Source organism: Pseudomonas sp. AC112, assembly GCF_979253545.1.
Genome location: NZ_CEEDCM010000001.1, coordinates 2,446,637 through 2,471,844 on the forward strand (window position 1 = coordinate 2,446,637; position 25,208 = coordinate 2,471,844).

Below are 25,208 nucleotides of genomic sequence, written 5' to 3' on the forward strand. Positions count from 1 at the left end.
CCTACGGGGAGGTTACGGTTTGACGCTGACTTTGGAGAAGTCCTGCCGGCCGAACGGGCTCACTTGGTAGCCCTCGATGTTTTTGCGGGCCAGGGCAAACGCGGTTGGGTGTGCAAGCGGCAGCCACAATGCCTGCTGCTGGATCTGCGCTTGGGCCTGCTGGTACAGCTTGCTGCGCACACCTTGTTCGCTGGTGGTCTTGCCGGCGCTGATCAGCTTGTCCAGCGCTGGGTCGCAGTAGCGGGCGAAGTTGGTGCCGGATTTCACCGCTGCGCAGGAGAACTGCGGGGTCAGGAAGTTATCCGGGTCGCCGTTGTCGCCGGCCCAGCCCATGAATAGCAGGTCGTGCTCGCCAGCTTTGGCGCGGCGAATCAGCTCGCCCCATTCGATCACGCGGATCTCGGCCTGGATGCCGACCTTGGCCAGGTCCGCTTGCAGCAGTTGCGCGCCGAGGTTGGGGTTGGGGTTCAGCAGGCTACCGGTAGGGCGGGTCCAAATGGTGGTCTTGAAACCGTCCTTGAGCCCGGCGCGGTTTAGCAGCGCCTTGGCCTTGGCCAGGTCCTGTGGATAACCGGGCAGGTCCTTGGCGTAGCTCCAGGTGTTGGGCGGGTAAGGCCCGTTGGCGGCTTCGGCGGTGCCTTCAAACACGGCCTTGAGGTAGCTGCCTTTGTCGAAGGCCAGGTTGATCGCCTGGCGCACTTCCGGCTTGTCCAAGGGCGGATGCTGGCTGTTGATGGCCACGAAGGCGGTCATGAATGCGGCGGTTTTTTCCACTTTGAGTGCCGGGTCCTTTTCGGCCTCGCCCACATCCAGCGGCTTGGGCGACAGGGCAATCTGGCACTCATCGCGATGCAATTTCTGCAGGCGCACGTTGGCGTCCGGTGTGATGGCGAAGATCAAGTTATCCACAGACGGTTTGCCAGCGAAGTAGTCCGGGTTGGCCTTGTAGCGCACCACGGCATCCTTCTGGAAACGGCTGAAGATGAACGGCCCGGTGCCTATCGGCTGGCTGTTGAGCTTCTCCGGCGTGCCGGCCTTGAGCAGTCTGTCGGCGTATTCCGCCGGGTAGATCGAGGCAAAACCCATGCTCAGGGCGGCGAGGAAGGTGGAGTCGGCGTGATCCAGGGTAAAGCGCACGGTCAGCGGATCGAGGGCGTCGATTTTCTTCACCAGCGTCGGCAGTTGCAGCGACTGGGCGTGGGGGAAGCCGCTCTGGGCGATCTTGTGCCAGGGGTTGGCCGGGTCGAGCATGCGCTCGAAGCTGAAGCGCACGTCTTCGGCGGTCAGGGTACGGCTTGGGGTGAAGTACTCGGTGCGGTGGAATTTCACCTGCGGGTGCAGCTTGAAGGTATAGGTCAGGCCATCCGGCGAGATTTCCCAACTGTCCGCCAGGCTGGGCACCAGTTTGCCGCTGGCCGCATCGTAGTCCACCAGGCGGTTCATCAGCACGTCGGCCGAAGCGTTGGTAGTGGTCAGCGAGTTGTATTGCACCACATCGAACCCTTCGGGGCTGGCCTCGGTGCAGACGCTCAGGTTGCTGGCGGCAGAGGCCAGCGGGGCGATAAAGAGAGGGGCTAGCAATAGCGGTAGGGCAGCGAGGCGCATGTTCGGTTTCCTTTGCAGATCGAAGGCCCATCTGCGAGTGCAGTCTGGAAAAGTCCTACCGTAGTGGTCTGATAGGTAAATGACTAGCCCATTTTTGCCTGTGCTTTTGCGCCAAATGCTGTTTTGATGGCACCTCAGTGCGTTTTGTCGTGCACTTCGCTGTGCCCGCGAGCGCTGAAAATCATTCTGTGCGACGAGCGGTCGGCTGTGACAGCGGCCCCTCCTGGCAACGGTTCAGGCGTCTTCCGCCAAGATTTACACCAGTAAAAACACGCGGGCTGTTGTTGCGCTGGGGTCTTTCTGGTATAAAGCAGCGCTCTTTTCTAGGGGCCCGGTTCCTTCGCTTGTAGGTGTAGCCGGTAAGACCCTAAAGAAACGCGGCGCCTGGCGCCAAATGACTGAGAGATTAAGCGGCCAACCCATGCCGGGTTGGGCATGTGGTTTTAGAGGGCTGAGGCATGTCGAGAGTCTGTCAAGTTACCGGTAAGGGTCCGGTGACTGGGAATAACATTTCCCACGCAAATAACAAAACCCGTCGTCGTTTCCTGCCGAACCTGCAGCATCACCGCTTCTGGGTTGAAGAAGAGAAACGTTTCGTCCGTCTGCGCGTATCTGCTAAAGGCATGCGCATCATCGACAAGCGTGGCATCACTGTCGTGCTGGCTGAATTGCGCCGCGCTGGCACAATCTAAGGAGCTATATCATGCGTGAATTGATTCGAATGATCTCTAGCGCCGGTACTGGTCACTTCTACACTACCGACAAGAACAAGCGTACTACCCCGGACAAGCTCGAAAAGAAAATGTTCGACCCGCGCGTTCGCAAGCACGTGATCTACAAAGAAGGCAAAATCAAGTAATTGATTTTCCTCCTTGTGAAAAAAAGCCCGTATCTCACGATCCGGGCTTTTTTTTGCCTGTGATTTGGCTGATCAGGTTTTCTGTTCGAACACCACGTAGATCTTGCGGCAAGGCTCCAGCACTTCCCAAGTGCCACTGAACCCGGCAGGGATCACAAAGCGGTCGCCGGCGCGCAAGGTCTTGGCATTGCCATCGGCATCACGCAGCACGGACACGCCCTGCACAATCTCGCAGTACTCATGCTCGGTGTAATTGACCTTCCACTGCCCGACTTCGCCTTCCCACACGCCGGCACTCATCTGGCCGCACGGGCTGTTGTAGTGGTTGTAGATCGTTTGCTCGGGATCGCCCTTGAGGATTTTTTCGGCGGCGGGGCGGTAGCGGTCTGGGGCGGTGCTGGCTTGGCTGAAGTCGACGATGTCCTGGATGCTCATGTGCGTGTCCCGTCTGGCCTGCGGTTGGAGAGCCCAAAGTCTATGTTTATTAAAATGAACATCGCAAGGGCGTTTACTGGCGTTATGTCAAATATATTGAAACACCCCCAGCCGCTGGTTTAGGGTGGCAGCTGCCTTGCGCCGAACCATTGGCTGGCGGGCAAGAATTCTTTGAGGCTGCCGTGGGACATCCCCTGGCCCTTGTATTCAATAAGAGGAGGACACTCGCATGACCACCCTGACCCGTGCCGACTGGGAACAACGCGCCAAGGATCTCAAGATCGAAGGCCGTGCCTACATCAATGGCGAGTACACCGCCGCCGTTTCCGGTGACACCTTCGAATGCATCAGCCCGGTCGATGGCCGCCTGCTGGCCACTGTTGCCAGCTGTGACGCCGCCGATGCCCAGCGCGCCGTGGAAAACGCGCGTGCCACGTTCAATTCCGGCGTGTGGTCGCGCCTGGCGCCGGCCAAACGCAAGTCCGCCATGATCCGTTTCGCCGCGTTGCTCAAGGCCAATGCCGAAGAGCTGGCGTTGCTCGAAACCCTGGACATGGGCAAGCCGATCAGCGACTCCCTGAACATCGACGTACCCGGCGCGGCGAATGCCCTGAGCTGGAGCGGCGAAGCGATTGACAAGATCTACGACGAAGTCGCGGCTACCCCGCACGACCAACTGGGCCTGGTGACCCGTGAGCCGGTTGGCGTCGTCGGCGCCATCGTGCCGTGGAACTTCCCGCTGATGATGGCCTGCTGGAAACTGGGCCCCGCGCTGTCCACCGGTAACTCGGTGATCCTCAAGCCGTCCGAAAAATCCCCGCTGACTGCCATCCGCATCGCGGCCCTGGCCGTTGAGGCCGGTATTCCAAAAGGCGTGTTCAACGTGCTGCCGGGCTACGGCCACACGGTCGGCAACGCGCTGGCACTGCACATGGACGTCGACACCCTGGTGTTCACCGGTTCCACCAAGATCGCCAAGCAACTGTTGATCCGCTCCGGCGAATCGAACATGAAGCGTGTATGGCTGGAAGCGGGCGGCAAGAGCCCGAACATCGTGTTTGCCGACGCGCCGGACCTGCAAGCCGCAGCCGAATCCGCCGCCGGTGCCATTGCCTTCAACCAGGGTGAGGTCTGCACCGCAGGTTCGCGTCTGCTGGTGGAGCGCTCCATCAAGGACAAATTCCTGCCACTGGTGATCGAGGCCCTCAAAGGCTGGAAGCCCGGCAACCCACTGGATCCGGCCACCAACGTGGGCGCACTGGTAGACACCCAGCAGATGAACACCGTGCTCTCGTACATCGAAGCCGGGCATGCCGACGGCGCCAAGTTGGTCGCCGGTGGCAAGCGCACGCTGGAAGAAACGGGTGGTACTTACGTCGAGCCGACGATTTTCGACGGTGTGACCAACGCGATGAAGATCGCCCAGGAAGAGATCTTTGGTCCGGTCCTGTCGGTGATCACGTTCGACAGTGCCGAGGAAGCGGTCGCCATTGCCAACGACACCCAATACGGCCTGGCCGCAGCGGTGTGGACGGCGGATATCTCCAAGGCGCACCTCACCGCCAAGGCCCTGCGCGCCGGTAGTGTGTGGGTCAACCAGTACGATGGCGGCGACATGACCGCACCTTTTGGTGGCTTCAAGCAGTCGGGCAATGGTCGCGACAAGTCGCTGCATGCGTTCGACAAGTACACCGAGCTGAAGGCGACCTGGATCAAGCTCTAAGCAACACCGCAGATCCCCTGTAGGAGCGAGCTTGTGTGGGAGCTGGCTTGCCTGCGATAGCATCACCGAGGTGTGCCTGACACGCCGAGGTGCCTGCATCGCGGGCAAGCCCGACTCCCACACAAGCCCGCTCCTACAGTTCGTTTTGCAAACCCGAAAAATTATCCACAGGAGCGTGGACATGCGTTGGGCGACTTATTTCGCCGTCCTGGCCTCGGTGCTCAGCGTCGGCCTGGCGCTGGGTGTCAGCATGCCGCTGGTGTCCCTGCGCCTTGAAAGCTGGGGTTATGGCAGTTTCGCCATCGGCGTGATGGCAGCGATGCCTGCCTTTGGCGTGCTGCTCGGCGCGAAGGTGTCGAGTCGCTTGTCTTCATGGCTCGGCACCGCCAACCTCATGCGCCTGTGCCTGTGGGCGGGCGCGGTCTCCATCGGTTTGCTGGCGATCCTGCCCAGCTACCCGGTGTGGCTGGTATTGCGGCTGATGATCGGCGTGATCCTCACCATCGTGTTTATCCTCGGCGAAAGCTGGATCAACCAGTTGGTGGTGGAGCAGTGGCGCGGCCGGCTGGTGGCGCTGTACGGCTGCAGCTATGCCTTGAGCCAACTGTCGGGCCCGTTGTTGCTGGGGCTGATCGGCACCGACCATGACTACGGTTTCTGGGTGGGCGTAGGCCTGCTGATGGTTGCGCCGCTGTTGCTGCTGGGACGCTCCGGCGCGCCGAGCGCCGAGTCGTTCAGCGTGACCTTCGCGCAACTGTGGCGCTTCTGCCTGAGCCTCCCCGCGATCGCCTGGGCGGTGGCCTTGTTCGCCGCATTCGAAGCGATGATCCTCACGTTGCTGCCGGTGTACTGCCTGCAGCAGGGATTCACCGCCGAAATTGCCCTGGCCATGGTCAGCACAGTGGTGGTCGGCGATGCGCTGCTGCAACTGCCCATCGGGGCGCTGGCCGACTACCTGCCTCGGCGCACGTTGTTCCTGAGCTGTGCTGTGTTGTTGCTGGCATCGAGCCTGGCCATTCCTCTGCTGATGCACACGCCGTTGATCTGGCCGATCTGGGTGGTGTTCGGTGCAAGTGCAGGAGGCCTGTTCACCTTGTCGCTGATCCTGATCGGCGAGCGTTACCGCGACGACGCGCTGGTGCGCGCCAATGCCCATGTGGCGCAATTGTGGGGTATCGGCTGCCTGGTCGGTCCCTTGGTGGCCGGTGCTGGCAGCCAATGGATCAGCGGCCATGCGCTGCCGCTGCTGATGGCAGCCGGTGCGCTGGGGCTTGTGCTGTTGTTGCTGCGCCAGGGTGCATTCGGTGCAACACAGCCGGCCCTGTAGGAGCCGGCAAGCCGGCTCCTACAACATGCGTTCCAGGCCGACGGAGGTGGCGAACCAGGCATTGAACCGTCGCCACCAACTGCCCGGTTCGCGGGTCAGGGTGTGCAATTGGCCGTTGTCCTCCGTCACCCATACCACCTGGCCATCTTGCAACTTCGCCTCATAGCTCAAGGCCGGCGCCATGCCTTGCAGCGCCAGGTTGCGCACGTGCTCTGCCAGCTCCGGGCTGTCGACCAGTACACCTACTTCGGTATTCCACAGCACCGAGCGTGGGTCGAAGTTGAACGAGCCGATAAACGACTTCTCCCGATCAAAGATCATCGCCTTACTGTGCAGGCTGGAGTCCGAGCCCCGGAAGGTGCCGCGCCGGAACAGGTGTGGGCCGCTGCCGCCACTGGGGTCGCCCGGTTGGCGGCGCAGCTCGTAGAGTTTCACGCCGTGCTCCAGCAGCGCCTTGCGATAGGGCGCATAACCGCCGTGCACGGCAGGTACGTCGGTTGCCTCCAGGGAATTGGTCAGCAAGCTGACCGACACACCTGCATCGGCGCGCCCGGTCAGGTACAGCAGCCCCGGTTGCCCCGGCACGAAGTAGGCCGAGATCATCATCAGCTCGTGATTGACCCCTTCCAGTTCCGGCGCGAGCTGGGTGGTGAGCAGCAGGCGAGGGTCCGGGTCGGCCTTGGCCAGTACCTTGCTCGGCGCATCCCACAGTGCCTGGTTCCAGGCCCAGATCAGTTCGCGGCGCCAGGTGTCCATGCGCGGTTGGGTCTGGTAGGTGCGCAAGCGGTTGTACAGCGCGTGATTCTGCTGGCGCGACTCGGCCAGCGACGCTTCCAGGCGTACGCGGGCAGCGGCCAGGTCGCCTTTGGATGGGGTGTTTGAAACGAAGTCGTCGATGGGCTTGCTGAGGGCACTGTTCCAGTATTGGTCGAAACTATGGCCCAGTTGCTCCGCCACCGGCCCCACGCTAAGCATGTCGATGTCGGTGAAGTTCAGGTTGGGCTCGGCGTCGAAATACTCATCCCCCAGGTTGCGCCCACCGACGATGGCCACGCTGTTGTCCGCCAGCCACAGCTTGTTGTGCATGCGCCGATGTTGCAGTGAGAGGTTGAACAACCGCCCCATGGCCCGCGTGACGCCTGTGCTGCGGCCCAGGTGCAAAGGGTTGAACAGGCGGATCTCGATCTTGGGATGGGCGGCGAGGGTGGCAATGATCTGGTCGAGGCCGTCGCTGGTGGTGTCATCCAGCAGGATGCGCACCCGCACGCCACGGTCGGCGGCCTTGAGCAGTTCGTCCACGAGCATGCGGGTGCTGATGCCGTCGTGCACGATGTAGTACTGCAGGTCGAGGCTGGTCTGGGCGTTGCGGATCAATTCGGCGCGGGCCATGAACGCTTCGCTGCTGTTGGGCAACAGGCGAAAGCCCGAGCGCCCCTGATACGGCGCGGCCTGGGCCTGGATAGAGCGACCGAACGATGACTGGGCGGCGGGCAGGGCGTCACTGGGGACGCGCGGCGTGCTCACGCTGGCGCAGCCGCCCAAGGTCAGGGCTCCCAACAGGAAAAACGGTAATAGCCGTTGAATCATCAAGGGAGTTGCTTCCAGATCAGGGCGGTTGTCGGCATATGACGGCAATTTCCCGCGAAAGGTCAGTCGGCGGTCTCCGCGAGCATTTTGATCGCGGCGGCCCCGACCTTGCGCACGGCTTCTTCAATCTGTGCGGTTGGCTTGGCAGCGTAGTTCATGCGCAGGCAGTTCCGGTATTTGCCCGACGCAGAAAAGATGCTGCCTACCGCTACCTGTACACCTTGTTCAATCAGGACGCGGTTGAGCTTGAGCGTATCGAAGCCTTCAGGCAGCTCGACCCACAACATGAAACTGCCCTGGGGCCGGCTGGCGCGAGTGCCTGCCGGGAAATAGCGGCTGACCCAATCGAGCATCAAGTCGCGATTGCGCTGGTATTGCGTGCGCATCCGCCGCAAATGGGGTTCGAAGTGGCCGCCCTTGAGGAATTCGGCAATCGCGATCTGCGGCTGCGTGGCGGTGGAGCCGGTGCTGATGTATTTCATGTGCAGCACCCGTTCCAGGTAGCGACCCGGCGCGACCCAGCCAATGCGCAAGCCCGGCGCCAGGGTTTTCGAGAATGAGCTGCACAGCACTACACGGCCGTCCTCATCGAAGGATTTGATAGTGCGCGGGCGTGGGTAGCTGTAGGCCAGTTCGCCGTAAACATCGTCTTCGATGATCGCCACGTCAAAGCGCTGGGCCAGGGTCAGCAGCGCGCGCTTGCGGGCCTCCGGCATGATGTAGCCCAGGGGGTTGTTGCAGTTGGGTGTGAGCTGGATGACCTTGATCGGCCACTGTTCCAGCGCCAGTTCCAAGGCTTCGAGGCTGATGCCGGTGATGGGGTCGGTGGGAATCTCCAGGGCTTTCATCCCCAGGCCCTTGAGCGTCTGCATGGCGCCGTGAAAGCTCGGCGAGTCCACCGCAACGATATCGCCCGGCTCGCAGATGGCATGGATGCTGGCGGACAGCGCCTCATGGCAGCCGGTGGTTATTACGATGTCCTCGGCCGTCAGTTGGCAGCCGGAGTCCAGTGACAGTCGAGCGATCTGCTCGCGCAATTCCATACAGCCGAGGATATTGTCGTAATACAGGCCTGGCAGGTCCTGGCGGCGACTCACGCGAGCCAGGCTACGCAGTAGTGGCTTCATGGTGGGCGACAATACATCTGGCATGCCGCGCCCCATCTGTATGACATCTTTGCGCGGGACTGCGCGAACCAGCTCCAGTACCTGGTCCCACTGGGATATCTCCACAGGCCGCTGTGCCGGACGGCCAACTTCGGGCAGGGCCGGCAACTCGCGGCCGACTGGCACGAAGTAGCCGGATTTCGGCTTCGGCATTGCCAGGCCGTTGTCTTCCAACAAGCGATAGGCCTGCTGCACGGTGCTCAGGCTGACCCCGTGCTCCACGCTTAAAGCCCGTACAGAAGGCAGCCTGTCTCCAGGGCGATAGAAGCCCTGTTCGATGCGGGTGCCCAGTAATTCGGCGAGGTTCATGTACAGGGTCATGGCGGTCGCTCCCGTGAAACCATTACAGATCGCCCGAAAATACAGGATTCAGCCGCCGATAGGCAGTATCTGTATGGATTTAATAAAGTCGGGTTGAATCTGTAATGGTTTATGCCCTGCGCCCATCCTTGTCACTCAAGGCAACAAGGCAAATGAGGGGCGGCAAAATGAACGGCATGAGCGATGTGCGGTTGGCGCTACACGGTCAGGAACTGCAGGCAGGGCAAGAGCGGGCGACGGCGCCGCGCGATATCAGCCGCTGGGGTCTGTTCTGGCGCCGTCGTCATACGCGCAAGGCGTTGCTGCATCTGACCCGCGAGCAGTTGCGCGATGTGGGGCTGACCGCCGAACAGGCGCGCCAGGAAGGCCTCAAACCCTTCTGGCGCGATTGATCAGACCAGTTCTTTGAGCCGGTGCCACAGCATCCCCAGTGCCAACAGCGGCGAGCGCAGGTGCTTGCCGCCGGGGAAGGTGATGTGCGGCACCTGGGCGAACAGGTCGAAGCGCCCCTGTTGCTGGCCACTGATGGCTTCGGCCAGCAACTTGCCCGCCAGGTGGGTGGCGTTGAGGCCATGGCCGGCGTAGGCCTGGGCGTAATACACGTTGGGTTGGTCGGCCAGGCGGCCAATCTGAGGTAAACGGTTGGCGCCGATGCCGATCATGCCGCCCCATTGATAATCGATTTTAACGTCGGTCAATTGCGGGAAAACCTGGAGCATTTTCGGACGCATGTAGGCGCCGATGTCCTTCGGATCGCGACCGGAGTAGTGACAGGCGCCGCCGAACAGCAGGCGACGGTCGGCGGACAGTCGGAAGTAATCCACGGTGACACGCTGGTCGCACACCGCCATGTTCTGCGGCAGCAGGTGGGCGGCCTGCACTTCGCTCAACGGCTCGGTGGCGATGATGTAGCTGCCGGCGGGCAACACTTTGCCGCTCAGGTGTGGGTTGAGGCCGTTGAGGTAAGCATTGCACGCCAGCACCAGGGTCTTGGCGCGCACGTTGCCCTGGGCGGTGTGTACGTTGACCTCGGGGCCGTAGTCGATGCGCGTGACTTCGGACTGCTCGTACAGCTTCACGCCCAATTGCTGCGCTGCAGCGGCTTCGCCAAGGGCCAGGTTCAGCGGGTGCAGGTGGCCGGAACCCATGTCGATCATGCCACCCACGTAGCGGTCTGAACCGATTACGCTGCTCATCTCGTTGGCTTGCAACAGGCGTACTTCGTGGCGATAACCCAGGCCATGCAGCTCTTCGGCGTCTTCGGCCAGGCCTTGCAGGTCGCGAGGCTTGTTAGCGAGGTCGCAGTAGCCCCAGGTAAGGTCGCAGGGAATCTGGAAGCGTTCGACGCGCTCACGCACGATCTCCACGGCTTCCAAGCCCATCAGCTTCATCTGGCGCACGCCATCGGTGCCGATCACATTGGCGAACTGGTCCAGGCCATGGCCGACGCCACGGATCAACTGGCCGCCGTTGCGTCCGCTGGCGCCCCAGGCGATCTTGCGCGCTTCCAGCAACACCACGCTGAAACCCCGCTCGGCCAGCTCAAGCGCCGTGTTCAGCCCGGAAAAACCGCCGCCCACCACGCACACATCGGCCGTCACTTCGCCGGTCAGCACCGGGTAATCGGGTTGCGGCACGCTGCTGGCGGCGTAATAGGACGGGGTGTGCCGGGCGCTGGCAGTCATGGGGAGCATCCCTGTTTGGAAAATTTGACGCAGGATACAGTGGTCGGATGAAGCTGTCTGCGCAGTGCGTTTTGCGGCAGAATCCACGCCTATTCGCCGTTCGGTATGTGTTTCGATGAGTTGCAACAGTCAGAAAATCAGCGCGCTGCGCCGGCAGATTCCTTCGTTCGAGTGCGTCCCCGGTTGCCACGATTGCTGTGGGCCGGTGACCACGTCACCCGAGGAAATGTCGCGCCTGCCGCGCAAGACCGCCGCCGAGCAAGATGCTGCCATGGATGAGCTGAACTGTGTGCACCTGGGCCCCAACGGCTGCACGGTGTACGACGAGCGACCGTTGATCTGCCGACTGTTTGGCACCACCAAGGCCTTGCCGTGCCCGAATGGGCGGCGCCCGGTGGAGCTGATTCATCCGCGGGTGGAGAAACAGATCCATGAGTACATGGCGAGCACGCGGCAGGTTTTGGTTTAGCCCGCTCTATCAGTCCGGGATCGGCAGGTTAAGGCTCTCTTTCACCTCTTCCATCACGATATAACTCTTCGACTCCCGCACATGGGGCAGCTTGAGCAGGATATCGCCAAGCAGTTTGCGGTACGACGCCATCTCGGAAATCCGTGCCTTTACCAGGTAATCGAAGTCGCCTGATACCAAGTGGCACTCCAGCACATGGGGCAGTTTCAGCACCGCGCGGCGAAACTCCTCAAAGGTGTCGCCGGACTTGTAATCGAGGCTGATCTCGACAAATACCAGCAAACTGCCCTTCAAATGCTGGGGATTGAGCCGCGCGTTGTAGCCCATGATGATCCCTTCACGCTCCAGCCTGCGAACCCGTTCGGTGCACGGCGTGGTCGACAGCCCAACCTTCTCCCCCAACTCCGTGAACGAAATGCGCCCGTCGGTTTGCAGGATGCGCAGGATGTTGCGGTCGATCTTGTCCAGCTCCCGCTTGGTCTGGGTGTTGGTACGCATAGGGGATACGCCTCTGTGAAAAGGGTTTTTGCCGAGAATTGTCGCCAAATATAGGCAGTTATATAGTGAAATGCACTGGCAATTGTTTTTTACACTGCGCTCATCATTGCTCGAATAACACACGTCAGCGGCCATGCCCGCGATGAGGATATAAAAATGCGCGTTCTGGTCTTGGGTAGCGGCGTCATTGGTGTGACCAGTGCCTACTATTTGGCTCGGGCCGGCTTTGAAGTCGTCGTAGTCGACCGTCAGCCTGCTGCTGCCATGGAAACCAGTTTCGCCAACGCCGGCCAGGTGTCCCCAGGTTACGCCTCGCCATGGGCCGCACCAGGCGTGCCGCTAAAGGCCATCAAGTGGCTGCTGCAACGCCACGCGCCGCTGGCGATCAAGGCCACCGCCGATATCGACCAATACCTATGGATGGCGCAGATGCTGCGCAACTGCACCGCCAGCCGCTATGCGGTGAACAAGGAGCGCATGGTGCGCCTGTCCGAGTACAGCCGCGACTGCCTCGACGAACTGCGCGCCGAGACCGGCATTGCCTACGAAGGCCGCAGCCTCGGGACCACGCAGTTGTTCCGCACCCAGGCGCAGCTGGATGGTGCCGCGAAGGACATCGCCGTGCTGAAAGAGTCCGGCGTGCCATTCGAACTGCTCGACCGTGCTGGCATTGCCCGCGTTGAGCCGGCCCTGGCCAGCGTCACCGATATCCTCGCCGGTGCCTTGCGCCTGCCCAACGACCAGACAGGCGACTGCCAGATGTTCACCACTCGCCTGGCCGACATGTGCACGCAACTGGGCGTGGAGTTCCGCTTCGAGCAGGACATCCAGCGCCTCGACTATGCCGGTGACCGCATCAACGGCGTGTGGATTGATGGCAAGCTGGAAACCGCCGACCGCTACGTGCTGGCCCTCGGCAGTTACTCGCCGAAGCTGCTCAAGCCGCTGGGGATCAAGGCGCCGGTGTATCCGCTCAAGGGCTACTCGCTGACCGTGCCGATCACCAACGCGGCCATGGCGCCGACGTCGACCATTCTCGACGAGACCTACAAGGTCGCGATTACCCGTTTCGATAACCGCATCCGCGTCGGTGGCATGGCTGAAATAGCCGGTTTCGACCTGTCGCTGAACCCGCGCCGGCGCGAAACCCTGGAGATGATCGTCAACGACCTTTATCCTCAGGGCGGCGATTTGACCGAAGCCAGCTTCTGGACCGGCTTGCGTCCGACCACACCCGATGGCACGCCGATTGTCGGTGCCACTCCGTTCAAGAACCTGTTCCTGAATACCGGCCACGGCACCCTCGGTTGGACCATGGCTTGTGGCTCCGGTCGTTTGCTGGCCGACCTGATGGCGAAGAAAACGCCGCAAATCAGTGCCGAAGGCCTCGATATTTCCCGTTATGGCAACCACCAGGAGTCCGCAAAACATGTCAATCCAGCGCCAGCTCACCAATGAGCGCATGAGCCAGATCGTTGTCCACAGCGGTACCGTGTATCTGGCCGGGCAAGTCGGCGACGACATGAGCGCCGGGATTGAACAGCAGACCCGTGAAACCCTGGCCAATATCGAGCGTTTGCTGGACTTGGCCGGCACCGACAAGACCAAGCTGCTGTCGGTGACGATCTACCTGAAAGACATCGACGCGGATTTTGCCGGCATGAACGCGGTGTGGGACAAGTGGCTGCCAAAAGGCGTTGCCCCGGCCCGTGCCACGGTTGAAGCCAAGCTGTGCGAGCCGCAGATCCTGGTAGAGCTGTCCGTCGTGGCGGCCCTGCCTTAACAACGATCCCTCTCCCGGTGCCGAAGCGGTTGGTCGGTGCCGGTTTTTTCTTCACTTGCCGCCTAGAAGCCTGCCGCCATGCGTCCTGCCCGTGCCCTGATCGACCTCCAAGCCCTGCGCCACAACTATCAATTGGCCCGTGAAGTCACGGGGGCCAAAGCCCTTGCCGTGGTCAAGGCCGATGCCTACGGGCACGGCGCCGTGCGCGTGGCCCAGGCACTGGAAGGCGAAGCGGATGGGTTTGCGGTGGCGTGTATCGAGGAAGCCCTGGAGCTGCGTGCTTCCGGGATTCGTGCGCCGGTGCTGCTGCTGGAAGGTTTTTTCGAGGCCGACGAACTGCCGCTGATCATCGAGCATGACCTCTGGTGTGTGGTGCATTCGCTGTGGCAGTTGGATGCGATCGAACAGGCCAAGCTGAGCAAACCGTTGACTATCTGGCTCAAACTCGATTCCGGCATGCACCGTGTTGGCCTGCATCCGAAGGATTATCACGAGGCTTACCAACGCCTGCTGGCCAGTGGCAAAGTCGCCAAGATCGTTTTGATGAGCCACTTCGCGCGCGCCGATGAACTCGACTGTGTGCGCAGCGATGAACAGGTAGCGGTGTTTGAAGCGGCGCGTCAGGGCTTGTCGGCTGAGGTCAGCCTGCGCAATTCACCGTCAGTAATGGGCTGGCCAGGTGTGTCCAGTGATTGGGTCCGCCCTGGCATCATGCTTTACGGCGCCACGCCGTTTGGCGAAGACCAAGCCGTGGCCTCGCGTTTGCAGCCGGTAATGACCCTGGAGTCCAAGGTTATCTGCGTACGTGAACTGCCGGCCGGTGAGCCGGTGGGTTATGGCGCCAAGTTCATTACGCCAAAGCCGATGCGTATCGGCGTGGTTGCCATGGGCTACGCCGATGGTTACCCGCGCCACGCACCGACCGGCACGCCAGTGCTGGTGGCGGGGCAACGCAGCCAGTTGCTGGGGCGTGTGTCCATGGACATGCTGTGCATCGACCTGACAGACGTGCCGCAGGCCAGCCTCGGTTCCACAGTGGAACTGTGGGGCAAAAACATCCTGGCCAGTGACATCGCTGTTGCCGCCGAGACCATTCCCTACCAGCTGTTCTGCAACCTGCGCCGCGTGCCAAGGCTCTATTCCGGGGCTTGACCGCCCGGTACGAACGCAAGCGCCTGGGATTTAGGCCCAAGTGTTGTAAATACTGAACGCTGTCGCCATGATAACGCTCAATTACAACAAAGCCTGAATCCTAGGAGGCTCCTGCATTGGACGTCGGCGAACGACTGCAATCCATCCGTAAACTGAAGGGTCTTTCCCAGCGCGAGCTCGCCAAGCGCGCGGGTGTCACCAACAGCACCATTTCGATGATCGAAAAAAACAGCGTCAGCCCCTCGATCAGCTCCTTGCGCAAGGTGCTGGGCGGCATCCCCATGTCCATGGTCGAGTTCTTTTCCGAGGAGATCCTCCAGGAAATACCGACGCAGATCGTCTATAAAGCCAATGAGCTCATCGATATCTCTGACGGTGCCGTCACCATGAAACTGGTAGGTCGCGCGCACCCCAGCCGGGCGATTGCGTTTCTCAACGAGATCTACCCACCGGGCGCCGACACGGGCGAAGAAATGCTCACCCACGAAGGCGAAGAAACCGGGATTCTGGTGGAAGGTCGCCTGGAGTTGGTGGTCGGTCTTGAAACTTTTGTGCTCGAAGCGGGCGATAGCTACTACTTTGAAAGTACCAAGCCTCATCGTTTTCGCAACCCGTTCGATGTGCCGGCGCGACTAATCAGCGCAGCTACACCCGCGAACTTTTAAGAGAAGAGGCGTCCTGCCAGCGTTGCAGAGACTCCCGTAGCTGTATCCGTGAAGTCGAATCTCCCTTTATTTAATAGGGTTGTTTCGGCCGGGCGGGCTAACCGTTATACTTTCGCCGCCTGCGAAACCGTGGCCGCAGGCGTGAATAGCCACCATTGAGGGTGAACGCGTGAACCTAATTATGAAAATGCTGGCTGCACCAGCAACCGTACTGGCCCTATGGGCTGTCAGCGCTCAAGCTGCGACCAATGATGATATTGCCAAGCGCCTGGAGCCTGTCGGCCAGGTGTGTGTTCAGGGCCAGGAGTGCAAGGGCATGGAAGTGGCGGTCGCCGCAGGCGGCGGCGCGGCGAAGACGCCGGATGAGATCATCGCCAAGCATTGCAACGCTTGCCACGGCACCGGCCTGTTAGGCGCGCCGAAAATCGGCGACACCGCCGCCTGGAAAGAGCGCGCCGACCATCAAGGCGGCCTGGATGGCATCCTGGCCAAGGCGATTACGGGCATCAATGCCATGCCACCCAAAGGCACCTGCTCCGACTGCTCGGATGACGACCTCAAAGGTGCGATCGAGAAGATGTCCGGGTTGAAATAAACCGATCTTCGCCAAAAAGCCGCTTTCGAGCGGCTTTTTTGTACCCGTGATTTGTGTTTCAGCACTGTTCTTTGCAGCAAAGACCCGGCAAGCTCGGTCCAACCCCTAATCATGGAATGTTCAGGAGGGTCGGATGGTGCAGTTGTGTTCAATCGAGCAAGCAGTTGACGATGTACTGGAACGGTTGCCGGCGCATATCCATATGGGCATGCCGTTGGGCTTGGGCAAGCCGAACCTGTTTGCCAACGCGCTGTACCGGCGCGTCGCCAAGTTGCCGGAGCGGGCACTGACGATCTACACCGCGCTGAGCCTGGGCCGGCCAACGCTGGGCGATGGTTTGCAGAAGCGCTTTCTCGAACCCTTTATCGAGCGGGTGTTTGGCGATTATCCCGAGCTGGATTTCCTGGCCGACCTGCACAAAGACAGCCTTCCGAAAAATATCCATGTGCAGCAGTTCTTCATGCAGCCGGGCAGCTTGCTGCACAGCGAGTCGGCGCAGCAGGATTACGTGAGCAGCAACTACAGCCACGCTGCCCGCGACATCAACGCAGCGGGCCTGAACCTGGTCGCGCAGCTGGTCGCCAGCAGCAGCGAACACCCGGATCGCCTGAGCCTGAGCTGCAACCCGGATATCACCCTCGACCTGTTGCCGATGATTGCCAAGCGTCGTGAGGCCGGCGAAACCATTCTGGTGGTCGGCCAGGTTCACAGCGACTTGCCCTACATGCCCGGGGACGCTGAACTGGGCATGGATGCTTTCGATTACCTGATCGATGAAAAAGACAGCACCACGTTGTTCTCCACGCCGAATATGCCGGTGGGTTTCCAGGACCACTTTATCGGTCTGCATGCCAGCACCCTCGTGCGCGACGGCGGCACCTTGCAGATCGGCATCGGCTCCATGGGGGATGCGCTGACGGCCGCGCTGTTGGCCCGCCAGGCGGACAATGAGTCCTACCGACTGCTGCTGACAGACTTGGATGTGTACCAATGGGCGCCGTTGATCAGCCGAGAAGGCGGCGTCGATCCGTTCGCCCGTGGCCTCTACGGTTGCAGCGAAATGTTCGTCAACGGCCTGCTGGTACTGGCAGACGCGGGAATTATCCGCCGCAAGGTCTACCCCGACGTGGCGACACAGGAACAGGCCAATGCTGGCTTATTGGATGACGCCGCACAGCCGGATGGCATTTCGATCCACGGTGGTTTTTTCCTCGGCCCGAGAAGTTTCTATCAGCGCCTGCAGGAAATGACCCACACCAAACGCCTCGAATTCAACATGACCCGCATCAGCTACATCAACGAACTGTACGGCCAGGAAGAACTCAAGCGCCTGCAGCGCGTGGATGCGCGGTTTATCAACAGCGCGATCATGGTGACGCTGCTCGGCGCGGGTGTCGCCGACCAACTGGACGACGGCCGCGTGCTCAGCGGCGTGGGCGGGCAGTACAACTTCGTAGCCCAGGGCCATGCGTTGGACGGTGCGCGGTCGATCCTGATCTTGCGCAGTTGGCGCGAGTCGGCGGGGGAGGTCAGTTCCAACATTGTGTGGGAATACGGCCACTGCACGATTCCTCGGCACCTGCGGGACATTGTCATCACCGAGTACGGCATTGCCGATTTGCGTGGGCAGACGGATGCCAAGGTGATCGAGGCGTTGCTCAATATCACTGACTCACGGTTCCAGGACGACTTGATCGAGCAGGCGCAAAAGGCCGGCAAGCTAGCCAAGGATTTCCAGCTGGATCCACGCTTTGCCGACAACACGCCGGAACGGTTACAGGCGATTCAAGCGCGTCATCGTCGGCTGTTCCCGGAGTATCCACTGGGCAGCGATTTCACGGACGAGGAGCGGGATTTGTTGCGCGCGCTGAACTGGCTCAAGAGCAAATTCAAGCTCACGGAGATTCTGGAGTTGGGCAAGGCGGCGTTGGATGCGCCGGAGCCGGAGGCGTTTCCCAAGCATCTGGAACGCATGCGATTGAATAAGCCCGATGGGCTTAAAGAAGACCTGTATCAGCGCTTGTTGCTGGCAGGTCTACAGGCCACCGCGCACTAAAAAACACCACAAACCTACTGTAGGAGCCGGCTTGCCGGCGATGAGGCCCTTGAAGTCACCACAAGACTCAATGCCGCCATCGCCGGCAAGCCGGCTCCTACAGGGATTTTGTGTTATTCGATGAAGGTGACCACACCACCGGCCAGGGATTTCACCCGTGCCAGGGATTCCACTCGGTATCCCTGCGCGTCCAACTCCGCACGGCCGCCCTGGAACGACTTCTCGATCACGATCCCCAAGCCGGCAACGGTCGCGCCGGCTTGCTTGATGATCGAAATCAGCGCCTGGGATGCCTTACCGTTGGCCAGGAAGTCATCGATGACCAGCACGCGGTCGCTGCTGGTCAGGTGGCGAGGGGAAATCGCCACGGTGCTTTCGACCTTCTTGGTGAAGGAATATACCGTCGCCGACAGCAGGTTTTCCGTGAGGGTCAGGGATTGCTGCTTGCGGGCGAAGATCACCGGTACGCCCAGGTTCAGGCCGGTCATGATCGCAGGAGCAATGCCCGACGCTTCGATGGTGACGATCTTGGTGATGCCCGAGTCCTTGAACAGTGCGGCGAATTCGTCGCCGATCAGCTTCATCAGTGCCGGGTCGATCTGGTGGTTCAGAAAGGCGTCGACCTTGAGTACCTGATCGGAAAGCACGATGCCTTCTTCGCGAATTTTCTTGTGCAGTGCTTCCACGGAAAGCTTCCTCTAATGGCGCGGTGTGCGCCGAAAGTAGATTAAAAAGTAGTCGATTCTAGCGCTTTAACATCGCGCGTATATCCGCCAAGGCGGTGTTGCCGCGAACGGCCTTCACCTCGGTCGGGGTGTCGTCATTGCCTTCCCAGGCCAGGTCATCCGGCGGCAGTTCATCCAGGAACCGGCTGGGGGCACAATCGATGATTTCGCCGTATTGCTTGCGCTTGGCGGCAAAGGTGAAGGCCAGAGTCTGACGCGCGCGGGTAATGCCCACGTAGGCCAGGCGGCGTTCTTCTTCGATAGTGTCGGCTTCAATGCTGGAGCGGTGCGGGAGGATTTCCTCTTCCATGCCCATGATGAACACGTAGGGGAATTCCAGGCCCTTGGAGGCATGCAAGGTCATCATCTGCACACCCTCGGCGCCGTCTTCCTCTTCCTGCTGGCGCTCGAGCATGTCGCGCAGCACCAGCTTGCCGATGGCGTCTTCGACGGTCATTTCGCCGTCTTCGTCTTTTTCCAGGGTGTTCTTCAGCGCTTCGATCAGGAACCAGACGTTGCTCATGCGGTAATCCGCGGCCTTGTCGCTGGAACTGTTGGTGCGCAGCCAGTTTTCGTAGTCGATGTCCATGACCATGCTGCGCAGCGCACTGATCGGGTCTTCGCCGGCGCACTGCTCGCGCACCTTGTCCATGAAGCGCTTGAAGCGCGACAGGCGATCGGTGAAGCGCGAATCCAAGTGTTCGCCCAGGCCGATTTCGTCGGTGGCGGCGTACATCGAGATCTTGCGTTCAGTGGCGTAGTTGCCGAGCTTTTCCAGGGTGGTCGAGCCGATTTCGCGGCGCGGCACGTTGATCACGCGCAGGAAGGCGTTGTCGTCGTCCGGGTTCACGATCAGCCGGAAGTAGGCCATCAGGTCCTTGACTTCCTGGCGTCCGAAAAAGCTGTTGCCGCCCGAGAGGCGATACGGCACCTGGTGGTGCTGCAACTTCAGCTCGATCAGCTTGGCCTGGTAGTTGCCGCGGTACAGGATTGCGAAGTCGCTGTAGGGCCGGTCGGTGCGCAAGTGCAGGCTGAGGATTTCCACGGCCACGCGCTCGGCTTCGGCGTCTTCGTTGCGGCAGCGGATCACGCGGATCTCGTCGCCGTGGCCCATCTCGCTCCACAGCTGTTTTTCAAACTCGTGGGGGTTGTTCGAGATCAGCACGTTGGCGCAGCGCAGGATGCGGCTGGTGGAGCGGTAGTTCTGCTCCAGCATCACCACTTTCAGGGACGGGTAGTCGTCCTTGAGCAGCATCAGGTTTTCCGGGCGGGCGCCGCGCCAGGCGTAGATCGACTGGTCGTCGTCGCCTACTACGGTGAACTGGTTGCGCTTGCCGATCAGCATCTTCACCAGCAGGTATTGGCTGGCGTTGGTGTCCTGGTATTCGTCCACCAGCAGGTAGCGCACCTTGTTCTGCCATTTTTCGAGGATGTCGGCGTGTTCCTCGAACAATTTCACCGGCAGCAGGATCAGGTCGTCGAAGTCCACCGCGTTGAACGCCTTGAGCGTGCGCTGGTAGTGGGTGTAGACGATGGCGGCGGTCTGCTCCTTGGGGTTGCGTGCGTTTTCCAGCGCCTGAGCGGGCAGGATCAGGTCGTTTTTCCAGGCGCCGATCATGTTCTTGATCTCATCCACGCCGTCGTCGCCTGCGTATTCCTTTTGCATGATGTCGGTCATCAGCGACTTCACGTCGGTCTCGTCGAAGATCGAGAAGCCCGGCTTGTAGCCCAACCGCACATGCTCCTTGCGGATGATGTTCAGCCCCAGGTTGTGGAAGGTGCACACGGTGAGGCCACGGCCTTCGCCACCCTTGAGCAGGGTGCCGACGCGCTCTTTCATTTCCCGCGCCGCCTTGTTGGTAAAGGTCATGGCGACGATGTATTGGGCGCGGATGCCGCACTGCTGGATCAGGTGCGCGATCTTGCGGGTGATCACGCTGGTCTTGCCGGAGCCAGCACCGGCGAGCACCAATAGAGGGCCGCCGACGTAGTTCACGGCTTCTTGCTGCCGGGGATTGAGTCGGGACATACGGAATTCAGGGAGTCGTTATTCAAAAGGGCGGGCATTTTAACAGGCTGGCAGGATTCTGCCCTGTCAGAACGACAGTGTGACGTACCACTCGATCTAAATTTGCCGGTTTTGATACTTTGCCGCAGGATGTCGGGGTTGTTTGAGACTATTGTTTACAGTTCGCGTGTTTGATAACCCCTATCATTGGTGATTCTCAGGCCGCACGTCATAATGCCTGCCGCCACGATTTTTTGCAGAGTCTAGGGAGCTAGCTTGTCTACGCCTGTCGAACCCTTGCGTTTGCTGCTGCTGGCCGATGAGCCCGCGTGGGCAGCGTTATTGCGCGAGTGCCTGGCGCCGATGGGCGATGGGGCTGTGCTGATCAGCGCGCCAAACTGGGATTCCGTGAGCCGTCTGTTCGATGACGACCACAGCGCCGTGCTGCTCACCACGCCCAGCCTGCAACCCGGCCCTGGGCGATGCAGCCTGCCGTGCGTCTTGCTGCTGGAGCAGGAACCGCTGGTTTCGCCGCTGGGCGTCAGCGACTGGCTGGTGCGTGATGTATTGGATGCCGATACAGTGCGCCGCTGCCTGCGCCACGTCCGCGAGCGTGGCGTGCTGGAAAACACCCTGCAACGCCTGGCCGAACAAGACCCGCTCACCGGTATCGCCAACCGCCAGGGCTTCCAGACCCTGTTGACCGCGCGCCTGGCCGAGAACGAAGGCCGTGGCCTGGCCCTCGGGCACCTGGACCTTGATAACTTTCGCCACGCCAACGACGCCCTCGGCCACCAGGCCGGCGACCGGTTGATCCTGCAAGTGGTCTCGCGGCTCAAGAGCCAGCTTGAGGTCGGGGACCAACTGGCGCGCCTGGGCAGCGACGAATTTGCCCTGCTCATCGACACCCGCCGCGCGCCCCAGCGTGCCGAATGGATGGCCGAGCGCATCACCGAAGTCATGGCCGAACCTTATTGGGTGGATGGCGAAAGCCTGCTGATCGGTTGCAGCCTGGGCGTGGCGCATGCCCGTGCCCGCGCCGGTGCCGACCCGCTGATGTGGCACGCCCATATCGCCATGCAGCAGGCCAAGAGCACCCAGGGCTGCACCTTTCATATCTTCAACGAACGTATCAACCGCAACGCGCGCAGCCTAGCCGACCTGGAAAGCGAACTGCGCCGCGCCTTACGGCGTGATGAACTGGAGCTGCACTACCAGCCGCGCCTGGACCTGGACGACGGGCATATCGTCGGCCTGGAGGCCCTGGTGCGCTGGCGGCATGGCGAGCGTGGCCTGTTACCGCCGAGTGAATTCGTGCCCCTGGCCGAGCAAAGCGGCCTGATCGTACCGTTGGGCTACTGGGTGATCTCCCGGGCCCTGCGCGACATGCAAGACCTGCGCGAACGTGGCCTGCCGCCGCTGCACATGGCGGTCAACCTGTCGTTCCGCCAGTTCCAGGACAGCCAGTTGCTCTCCACCCTCAGCCGGCTGATTGCCGAGCGGGGCGTGGAGGCGCAGTGGCTGGAGTTCGAACTGACCGAAACCGCCGTGATGCGCCGCAGTGACCTGGTCAAACAGACCATGGACGCCCTCGGCCGCCTGGGCGTGCGGTTCTCCCTGGATGATTTCGGCACGGGCTTCTCATCCTTCGTGCACCTCAACAGCCTGCCGATTGCCTTGCTGAAAATCGACAAGAGCTTTGTCGGTGGCATGGAAGAGCGCGAAGAGAACCGCAAGCTGGTGCATGCCATGATCAACCTGGCGCACAACCTCAACCTGGAAGTGGTCGCCGAAGGTGTGGAAACACCCGAACAACTGGCATTGCTGCGGTTGTTCGGCTGCGACCAGGCCCAGGGGTACCTGATCAGCAAGCCATTGCCGTTGCCGGAGTTGGTGGAGTACCTGACTTTCGGGAAAAGCCAGCAGGCCTTGCTGGGTTGAACGGGTTGCGAACCCAGGCAACTGTAGGAGCCGGCTTGCCGGCGATAGCGGTGTATCAGTACCAGATGTTCTGACTGACACGCCGCTATCGCCGGCAAGCCGGCTCCTACAGGTTAATGCGCGGTGTGGAGTGCCTGGTGAGGTTCCGGCTCTCGCCGAATCATGCGCTTCATCTTCGCCTCGAACGCCCAAGTCAGGCTGACTGCCGCGCACGCCAGGCCCAGGGCCAAGCCCCACCATACGCCGGTCGGCCCCCAGCCCAGGGTGAAGGCCATCAGCCAGGCCGACGGTGCCCCAATCAACCAATAGCAGCCCGCCCCGATCAGGAAGGTGGTCTTGGCGTCTTTGAGCCCACGAATGCAACCCATGGCGATGGTTTGCACGCCGTCGAACAACTCGAACCACGCCGCCACGGCCAGCAAGCTGACGGCCAGGACGATCACGTCGTGGAACGCCGGGTCGTTATGGTCGATGAGCAGCCCGATCAGCGGGTCGGAAAACAGCCACAGCACTACGGCAAATCCCAGCATTACGGCCGCGCCAAAGCCTATGCCAACGCGCCCGGCCAGGCGCGCCTGCAGTAACTGCCCGGCGCCGTAATGCTGTCCGATGCGCATGGTCACCGCGTAGGACATCCCCGCAGGCACCATAAACGCCACTGACACAATCTGCAGTGCGACCTGATGCGCCGCCAACTGCGTGCTGCCCATGGTGCCCATGCACAGCGCCGCAAAGGCAAACAGCCCGACTTCCACTGCGTAGGTGCCGCCGATTGGCAGGCCCAGGCGCCACAACTCGCGCAGGTACTGCGTGTTGAGGCGCAGCAGGCCGGTGCTCAGCGGGTAGGCCGCATAGGTACGGTTGCGGTGGATGTACCACATCAACGTCAATGCCATGCCGTTGGCAACGACGGCAGTGACTAGCCCAATGCCCATCAGTCCCAGTTTAGGCAGGCCAAACATGCCTTCGATCAACGCGTGGTTGAGCAGGTAGTTGGCCACCGCGCCACCGAGGCTGATCACCATCACCGGCTGGGCCTTGCCAATCGCGCTGGTGAAGCCGCGCAAGGCCATGAAGCTCAGGAAGCCCGGCAAGGCGAACGGCAGGATCGTCAGGAATTGCCCCGCCGAGTGCACGTTGGTCTCGGTCTGGCCAAACATCAACAGCAGTGGCTTGAGGTTCCACAGTAGCAAGCCCGCAGCCAACGCCATCAGCCACGCCAGCCACAGCCCGGCCTGGGTCAGGCGGGTGGCGCCTTCGATATCGCCCGCGCCGTGACGAATGGCCACCAGAGTACCCACGGCGGCAATCACGCCGATGCAAAAAATCGACACGAACGAATAACTCGCTGCGCCCAGGCCGCCACCGGCCAGGGCTTCGGGGCTCAGGCGGGCCATCATCAGGGTGTCGGTCAGCACCATCAGCATGTGTGCCAACTGTGAGGCAATCAACGGCCCCGACAGCCGCAGAATGGCCCAGAGTTCGGTACGTGCCGGATGCTGCATGATCATCACACTCGAAATGTCGGAGGGTTGGGGAAGGGTTGATTCTCGGCGCTCCCAGCCCGCTGCACAAAGGGATAAATGCGATCGTTCGCATGACTAAAACTCATGCCTGATGAATCTGGTAGCTTAGGGTATTGCCTGTAGGAGTTTTCCAGATGCCGCGTCGCCTACCTCCGCTGTATGCCCTTCGTGCGTTTGAGGCGGCTTCCCGGCACAACTCCTTCACGCGTGCGGCGGAGGAGCTGTCCATTACGCAAAGTGCGGTGAGCCGACATATCCGCACACTGGAAGAGCATTTCGCCTGTCGCCTGTTCCAACGCAGTGGCCGTACTCTGCAGCTCACTGAAGCCGCGCGCTTGCTGTTGCCTGGCGTGCGCGAAGGTTTCGCCGCGCTGGAGCGGGCCTGCCATACGCTGAACGCCGAGGACGACATCCTGCGCATGAAGGCACCGTCGACCCTGACCATGCGTTGGCTGCTGGCGCGACTCAGTCGCTTCCGGGCGCTACAGCCTGGCAATGAAGTGCAGTTGACCAGCGCCTGGATGAGCGTGGACGAGGTGGATTTCAACCAGGAGCCGTTCGACTGTGCAGTGCTGCTGAGCTACGGGCATTTTCCGGCGGACTGGGAGGCCAGTTACCTGTTCCCGGAATTGCTGATTCCGGTTGGCGCCCCCAACCTGTTGGCGGAGGGTCCCTGGGACGCTGCACGCCTGGCGACTGCCGAGTTGTTGCACCCAACGCCCGACCGTCGCGATTGGCGCAATTGGCTGGAGCGCATGGGGTTGTCATCCCAGGTCTCGCTCAAGGGCGGGCAGGTGTTCGATACCCTCGAACTGGGCATGATCGCCGCCGCGCGGGGCTATGGCGTGTCGATGGGCGACTTGCTGATGGTGGCCGAAGACGTGGCCCAGGGACGGTTGAGCCTGCCATGGCCCACTGCCGTCGCCAGTGGTGAAAATTATTACCTGGTGTGGCCGAAAACCCGCCCCGGCGGCGAGCGTTTGCGGCGCTTGGCGGAGTTTCTCCAGGCTGAAGTCAAGGCCATGGAGTTGCCTGTGGTCGGGCGACTCGATTGAGTGGTGCAAGACCGTTCGTGCAATCGT

At 61.3% G+C, this 25,208-nt stretch carries 23 protein-coding genes; 14 read left to right on the top strand and 9 right to left on the bottom strand.

The genetic code is table 11. From position 1 onward, the window contains the following. Window positions 1–12: 12 nt before the first annotated feature. The gene (locus tag AC0IYN_RS11240; RefSeq protein ID WP_406598712.1) at window positions 13–1,605 is read right to left on the bottom strand and encodes an ABC transporter substrate-binding protein; all 1,593 of its coding nucleotides are present in this window, start codon (window positions 1,603–1,605) and stop codon (window positions 13–15) included. Window positions 1,606–2,063: 458 nt separating this feature from the next. Here AC0IYN_RS11240 and rpmB point away from each other — a divergent pair, with 458 nt between their 5' ends. Continuing rightward, window positions 2,064–2,297 (top strand): 50S ribosomal protein L28, encoded by a 234-nt coding sequence (gene rpmB, locus AC0IYN_RS11245; RefSeq protein ID WP_010207494.1) that lies wholly within the window; start codon window positions 2,064–2,066, stop codon window positions 2,295–2,297. Window positions 2,298–2,308: 11 nt separating this feature from the next. Next, window positions 2,309–2,464: a 50S ribosomal protein L33 gene (gene rpmG / locus AC0IYN_RS11250; RefSeq protein WP_003176906.1), complete on the top strand. Its 156-nt coding sequence runs from the start codon at window positions 2,309–2,311 to the stop codon at window positions 2,462–2,464. 72 nt (window positions 2,465–2,536) lie between these two features. Here the strand turns inward: rpmG and AC0IYN_RS11255 are convergent, their stop codons facing one another. Next, a complete protein-coding gene (locus AC0IYN_RS11255; RefSeq protein ID WP_457238827.1) occupies window positions 2,537–2,899 on the bottom strand; it encodes a cupin domain-containing protein in 363 nt (120 codons plus the stop codon). A gap of 229 nt (window positions 2,900–3,128) precedes the next feature. Here AC0IYN_RS11255 and AC0IYN_RS11260 point away from each other — a divergent pair, with 229 nt between their 5' ends. Both AC0IYN_RS11260 and AC0IYN_RS11265 read left to right on the top strand, forming a co-directional pair. Next, window positions 3,129–4,622 (top strand): aldehyde dehydrogenase, encoded by a 1,494-nt coding sequence (locus AC0IYN_RS11260; protein WP_406598714.1) that lies wholly within the window; start codon window positions 3,129–3,131, stop codon window positions 4,620–4,622. 181 nt (window positions 4,623–4,803) lie between these two features. Next, window positions 4,804–5,949: an MFS transporter gene (locus tag AC0IYN_RS11265; protein ID WP_471841440.1), complete on the top strand. Its 1,146-nt coding sequence runs from the start codon at window positions 4,804–4,806 to the stop codon at window positions 5,947–5,949. Window positions 5,950–5,967: 18 nt separating this feature from the next. Here AC0IYN_RS11265 and AC0IYN_RS11270 read toward each other — a convergent pair whose 3' ends face one another. Continuing rightward, on the bottom strand, window positions 5,968–7,536 hold the full coding sequence (locus AC0IYN_RS11270) for a phospholipase D family protein (protein ID WP_457267096.1): 1,569 nt from the start codon (window positions 7,534–7,536) through the stop codon (window positions 5,968–5,970). A 62-nt stretch (window positions 7,537–7,598) separates the two neighbouring features. Further along, the gene (locus AC0IYN_RS11275) at window positions 7,599–9,023 is read right to left on the bottom strand and encodes an aminotransferase-like domain-containing protein (RefSeq protein ID WP_406598716.1); all 1,425 of its coding nucleotides are present in this window, start codon (window positions 9,021–9,023) and stop codon (window positions 7,599–7,601) included. A 167-nt stretch (window positions 9,024–9,190) separates the two neighbouring features. Here AC0IYN_RS11275 and AC0IYN_RS11280 point away from each other — a divergent pair, with 167 nt between their 5' ends. Next, the gene (locus AC0IYN_RS11280; RefSeq protein WP_338574279.1) at window positions 9,191–9,415 is read left to right on the top strand and encodes a DUF1127 domain-containing protein; all 225 of its coding nucleotides are present in this window, start codon (window positions 9,191–9,193) and stop codon (window positions 9,413–9,415) included. On the opposite strand, the gene AC0IYN_RS11285 is transcribed toward AC0IYN_RS11280, so the two are convergent. Further along, complete coding sequence (locus tag AC0IYN_RS11285) at window positions 9,416–10,708, bottom strand: NAD(P)/FAD-dependent oxidoreductase (RefSeq protein ID WP_471841443.1); 1,293 nt, start codon at window positions 10,706–10,708, stop codon at window positions 9,416–9,418. Between the two features lie 115 nt (window positions 10,709–10,823). Here AC0IYN_RS11285 and AC0IYN_RS11290 point away from each other — a divergent pair, with 115 nt between their 5' ends. Then, window positions 10,824–11,177 (top strand): YkgJ family cysteine cluster protein, encoded by a 354-nt coding sequence (locus tag AC0IYN_RS11290; RefSeq protein WP_028618464.1) that lies wholly within the window; start codon window positions 10,824–10,826, stop codon window positions 11,175–11,177. Window positions 11,178–11,186: 9 nt separating this feature from the next. Here AC0IYN_RS11290 and AC0IYN_RS11295 read toward each other — a convergent pair whose 3' ends face one another. Continuing rightward, on the bottom strand, window positions 11,187–11,675 hold the full coding sequence (locus AC0IYN_RS11295; RefSeq protein ID WP_003176896.1) for an Lrp/AsnC ligand binding domain-containing protein: 489 nt from the start codon (window positions 11,673–11,675) through the stop codon (window positions 11,187–11,189). Between the two features lie 156 nt (window positions 11,676–11,831). On the opposite strand from AC0IYN_RS11295, the gene dadA reads away from it, so the two are divergent. The 6 genes from dadA to AC0IYN_RS11325 all read left to right on the top strand — a co-directional run bounded on the left by dadA (window position 11,832) and on the right by AC0IYN_RS11325 (window position 17,926). Next, entirely contained in the window at window positions 11,832–13,133 is a 1,302-nt protein-coding gene (gene dadA, locus AC0IYN_RS11300) for a D-amino acid dehydrogenase (protein ID WP_406598718.1), read from the top strand. Further along, on the top strand, window positions 13,105–13,458 hold the full coding sequence (locus tag AC0IYN_RS11305) for a RidA family protein (RefSeq protein ID WP_078050724.1): 354 nt from the start codon (window positions 13,105–13,107) through the stop codon (window positions 13,456–13,458). Before dadA ends, AC0IYN_RS11305 begins: the two co-directional genes overlap by 29 nt. 78 nt (window positions 13,459–13,536) lie before the next feature. After that, on the top strand, window positions 13,537–14,610 hold the full coding sequence (alr, locus tag AC0IYN_RS11310; RefSeq protein ID WP_471841446.1) for an alanine racemase: 1,074 nt from the start codon (window positions 13,537–13,539) through the stop codon (window positions 14,608–14,610). 116 nt (window positions 14,611–14,726) lie between these two features. Beyond that, window positions 14,727–15,275: a cupin domain-containing protein gene (locus tag AC0IYN_RS11315; protein WP_003176893.1), complete on the top strand. Its 549-nt coding sequence runs from the start codon at window positions 14,727–14,729 to the stop codon at window positions 15,273–15,275. Window positions 15,276–15,456: 181 nt separating this feature from the next. Beyond that, window positions 15,457–15,870 carry a c-type cytochrome gene (locus AC0IYN_RS11320; protein WP_016975909.1) on the top strand — a complete coding sequence of 138 codons (414 nt, stop codon included), beginning with the start codon at window positions 15,457–15,459 and terminating at the stop codon, window positions 15,868–15,870. Between the two features lie 133 nt (window positions 15,871–16,003). Then, window positions 16,004–17,926 (top strand): acetyl-CoA hydrolase/transferase C-terminal domain-containing protein, encoded by a 1,923-nt coding sequence (locus AC0IYN_RS11325; protein WP_471841447.1) that lies wholly within the window; start codon window positions 16,004–16,006, stop codon window positions 17,924–17,926. A 113-nt stretch (window positions 17,927–18,039) separates the two neighbouring features. Here the strand turns inward: AC0IYN_RS11325 and AC0IYN_RS11330 are convergent, their stop codons facing one another. Beyond that, window positions 18,040–18,612, bottom strand: a complete 573-nt coding sequence (locus AC0IYN_RS11330) for a xanthine phosphoribosyltransferase (protein ID WP_010207474.1) — start codon at window positions 18,610–18,612, stop codon at window positions 18,040–18,042. Between the two features lie 58 nt (window positions 18,613–18,670). Continuing rightward, window positions 18,671–20,680 carry a DNA helicase Rep gene (gene rep / locus AC0IYN_RS11335; RefSeq protein ID WP_016975907.1) on the bottom strand — a complete coding sequence of 670 codons (2,010 nt, stop codon included), beginning with the start codon at window positions 20,678–20,680 and terminating at the stop codon, window positions 18,671–18,673. A 255-nt stretch (window positions 20,681–20,935) separates the two neighbouring features. Here rep and AC0IYN_RS11340 point away from each other — a divergent pair, with 255 nt between their 5' ends. Beyond that, window positions 20,936–22,600, top strand: coding sequence for a putative bifunctional diguanylate cyclase/phosphodiesterase (locus AC0IYN_RS11340; RefSeq protein WP_406598721.1), 1,665 nt, complete (start codon window positions 20,936–20,938; stop codon window positions 22,598–22,600). Window positions 22,601–22,713: 113 nt separating this feature from the next. Here the strand turns inward: AC0IYN_RS11340 and AC0IYN_RS11345 are convergent, their stop codons facing one another. Next, complete coding sequence (locus tag AC0IYN_RS11345) at window positions 22,714–24,111, bottom strand: NorM family multidrug efflux MATE transporter (protein ID WP_458376107.1); 1,398 nt, start codon at window positions 24,109–24,111, stop codon at window positions 22,714–22,716. Window positions 24,112–24,260: 149 nt separating this feature from the next. Between AC0IYN_RS11345 and AC0IYN_RS11350 the strand changes: the two genes are divergently transcribed. After that, on the top strand, window positions 24,261–25,181 hold the full coding sequence (locus AC0IYN_RS11350; protein ID WP_471841449.1) for a LysR substrate-binding domain-containing protein: 921 nt from the start codon (window positions 24,261–24,263) through the stop codon (window positions 25,179–25,181). Window positions 25,182–25,208: the final 27 nt, after the last annotated feature.

Bases quoted from the DNA above. Each gene is read 5' to 3' on its own strand.
- AC0IYN_RS11240 (WP_406598712.1), bottom strand. From the start codon at position 1,605: ATGCGCCTCGCTGCCCTACCGCTATTGCTAGCCCCTCTCTTTATCGCC.
- AC0IYN_RS11295 (WP_003176896.1), bottom strand. From the start codon at position 11,675: ATGCGTACCAACACCCAGACCAAGCGGGAGCTGGACAAGATCGACCGC.
- AC0IYN_RS11345 (WP_458376107.1), bottom strand. From the start codon at position 24,111: ATGATCATGCAGCATCCGGCACGTACCGAACTCTGGGCCATTCTGCGG.
- AC0IYN_RS11325 (WP_471841447.1), top strand. From the start codon at position 16,004: ATGGTGCAGTTGTGTTCAATCGAGCAAGCAGTTGACGATGTACTGGAA.
- AC0IYN_RS11260 (WP_406598714.1), top strand. From the start codon at position 3,129: ATGACCACCCTGACCCGTGCCGACTGGGAACAACGCGCCAAGGATCTC.
- AC0IYN_RS11255 (WP_457238827.1), bottom strand. From the start codon at position 2,899: ATGAGCATCCAGGACATCGTCGACTTCAGCCAAGCCAGCACCGCCCCA.
- rpmG (WP_003176906.1), top strand. From the start codon at position 2,309: ATGCGTGAATTGATTCGAATGATCTCTAGCGCCGGTACTGGTCACTTC.
- AC0IYN_RS11270 (WP_457267096.1), bottom strand. From the start codon at position 7,536: ATGATTCAACGGCTATTACCGTTTTTCCTGTTGGGAGCCCTGACCTTG.
- alr (WP_471841446.1), top strand. From the start codon at position 13,537: ATGCGTCCTGCCCGTGCCCTGATCGACCTCCAAGCCCTGCGCCACAAC.
- AC0IYN_RS11265 (WP_471841440.1), top strand. From the start codon at position 4,804: ATGCGTTGGGCGACTTATTTCGCCGTCCTGGCCTCGGTGCTCAGCGTC.
- AC0IYN_RS11290 (WP_028618464.1), top strand. From the start codon at position 10,824: ATGAGTTGCAACAGTCAGAAAATCAGCGCGCTGCGCCGGCAGATTCCT.
- rep (WP_016975907.1), bottom strand. From the start codon at position 20,680: ATGTCCCGACTCAATCCCCGGCAGCAAGAAGCCGTGAACTACGTCGGC.
- AC0IYN_RS11320 (WP_016975909.1), top strand. From the start codon at position 15,457: ATGAAAATGCTGGCTGCACCAGCAACCGTACTGGCCCTATGGGCTGTC.
- AC0IYN_RS11285 (WP_471841443.1), bottom strand. From the start codon at position 10,708: ATGACTGCCAGCGCCCGGCACACCCCGTCCTATTACGCCGCCAGCAGC.
- rpmB (WP_010207494.1), top strand. From the start codon at position 2,064: ATGTCGAGAGTCTGTCAAGTTACCGGTAAGGGTCCGGTGACTGGGAAT.
- AC0IYN_RS11280 (WP_338574279.1), top strand. From the start codon at position 9,191: ATGAACGGCATGAGCGATGTGCGGTTGGCGCTACACGGTCAGGAACTG.
- AC0IYN_RS11305 (WP_078050724.1), top strand. From the start codon at position 13,105: ATGTCAATCCAGCGCCAGCTCACCAATGAGCGCATGAGCCAGATCGTT.
- AC0IYN_RS11275 (WP_406598716.1), bottom strand. From the start codon at position 9,023: ATGACCCTGTACATGAACCTCGCCGAATTACTGGGCACCCGCATCGAA.
- dadA (WP_406598718.1), top strand. From the start codon at position 11,832: ATGCGCGTTCTGGTCTTGGGTAGCGGCGTCATTGGTGTGACCAGTGCC.
- AC0IYN_RS11350 (WP_471841449.1), top strand. From the start codon at position 24,261: ATGCCGCGTCGCCTACCTCCGCTGTATGCCCTTCGTGCGTTTGAGGCG.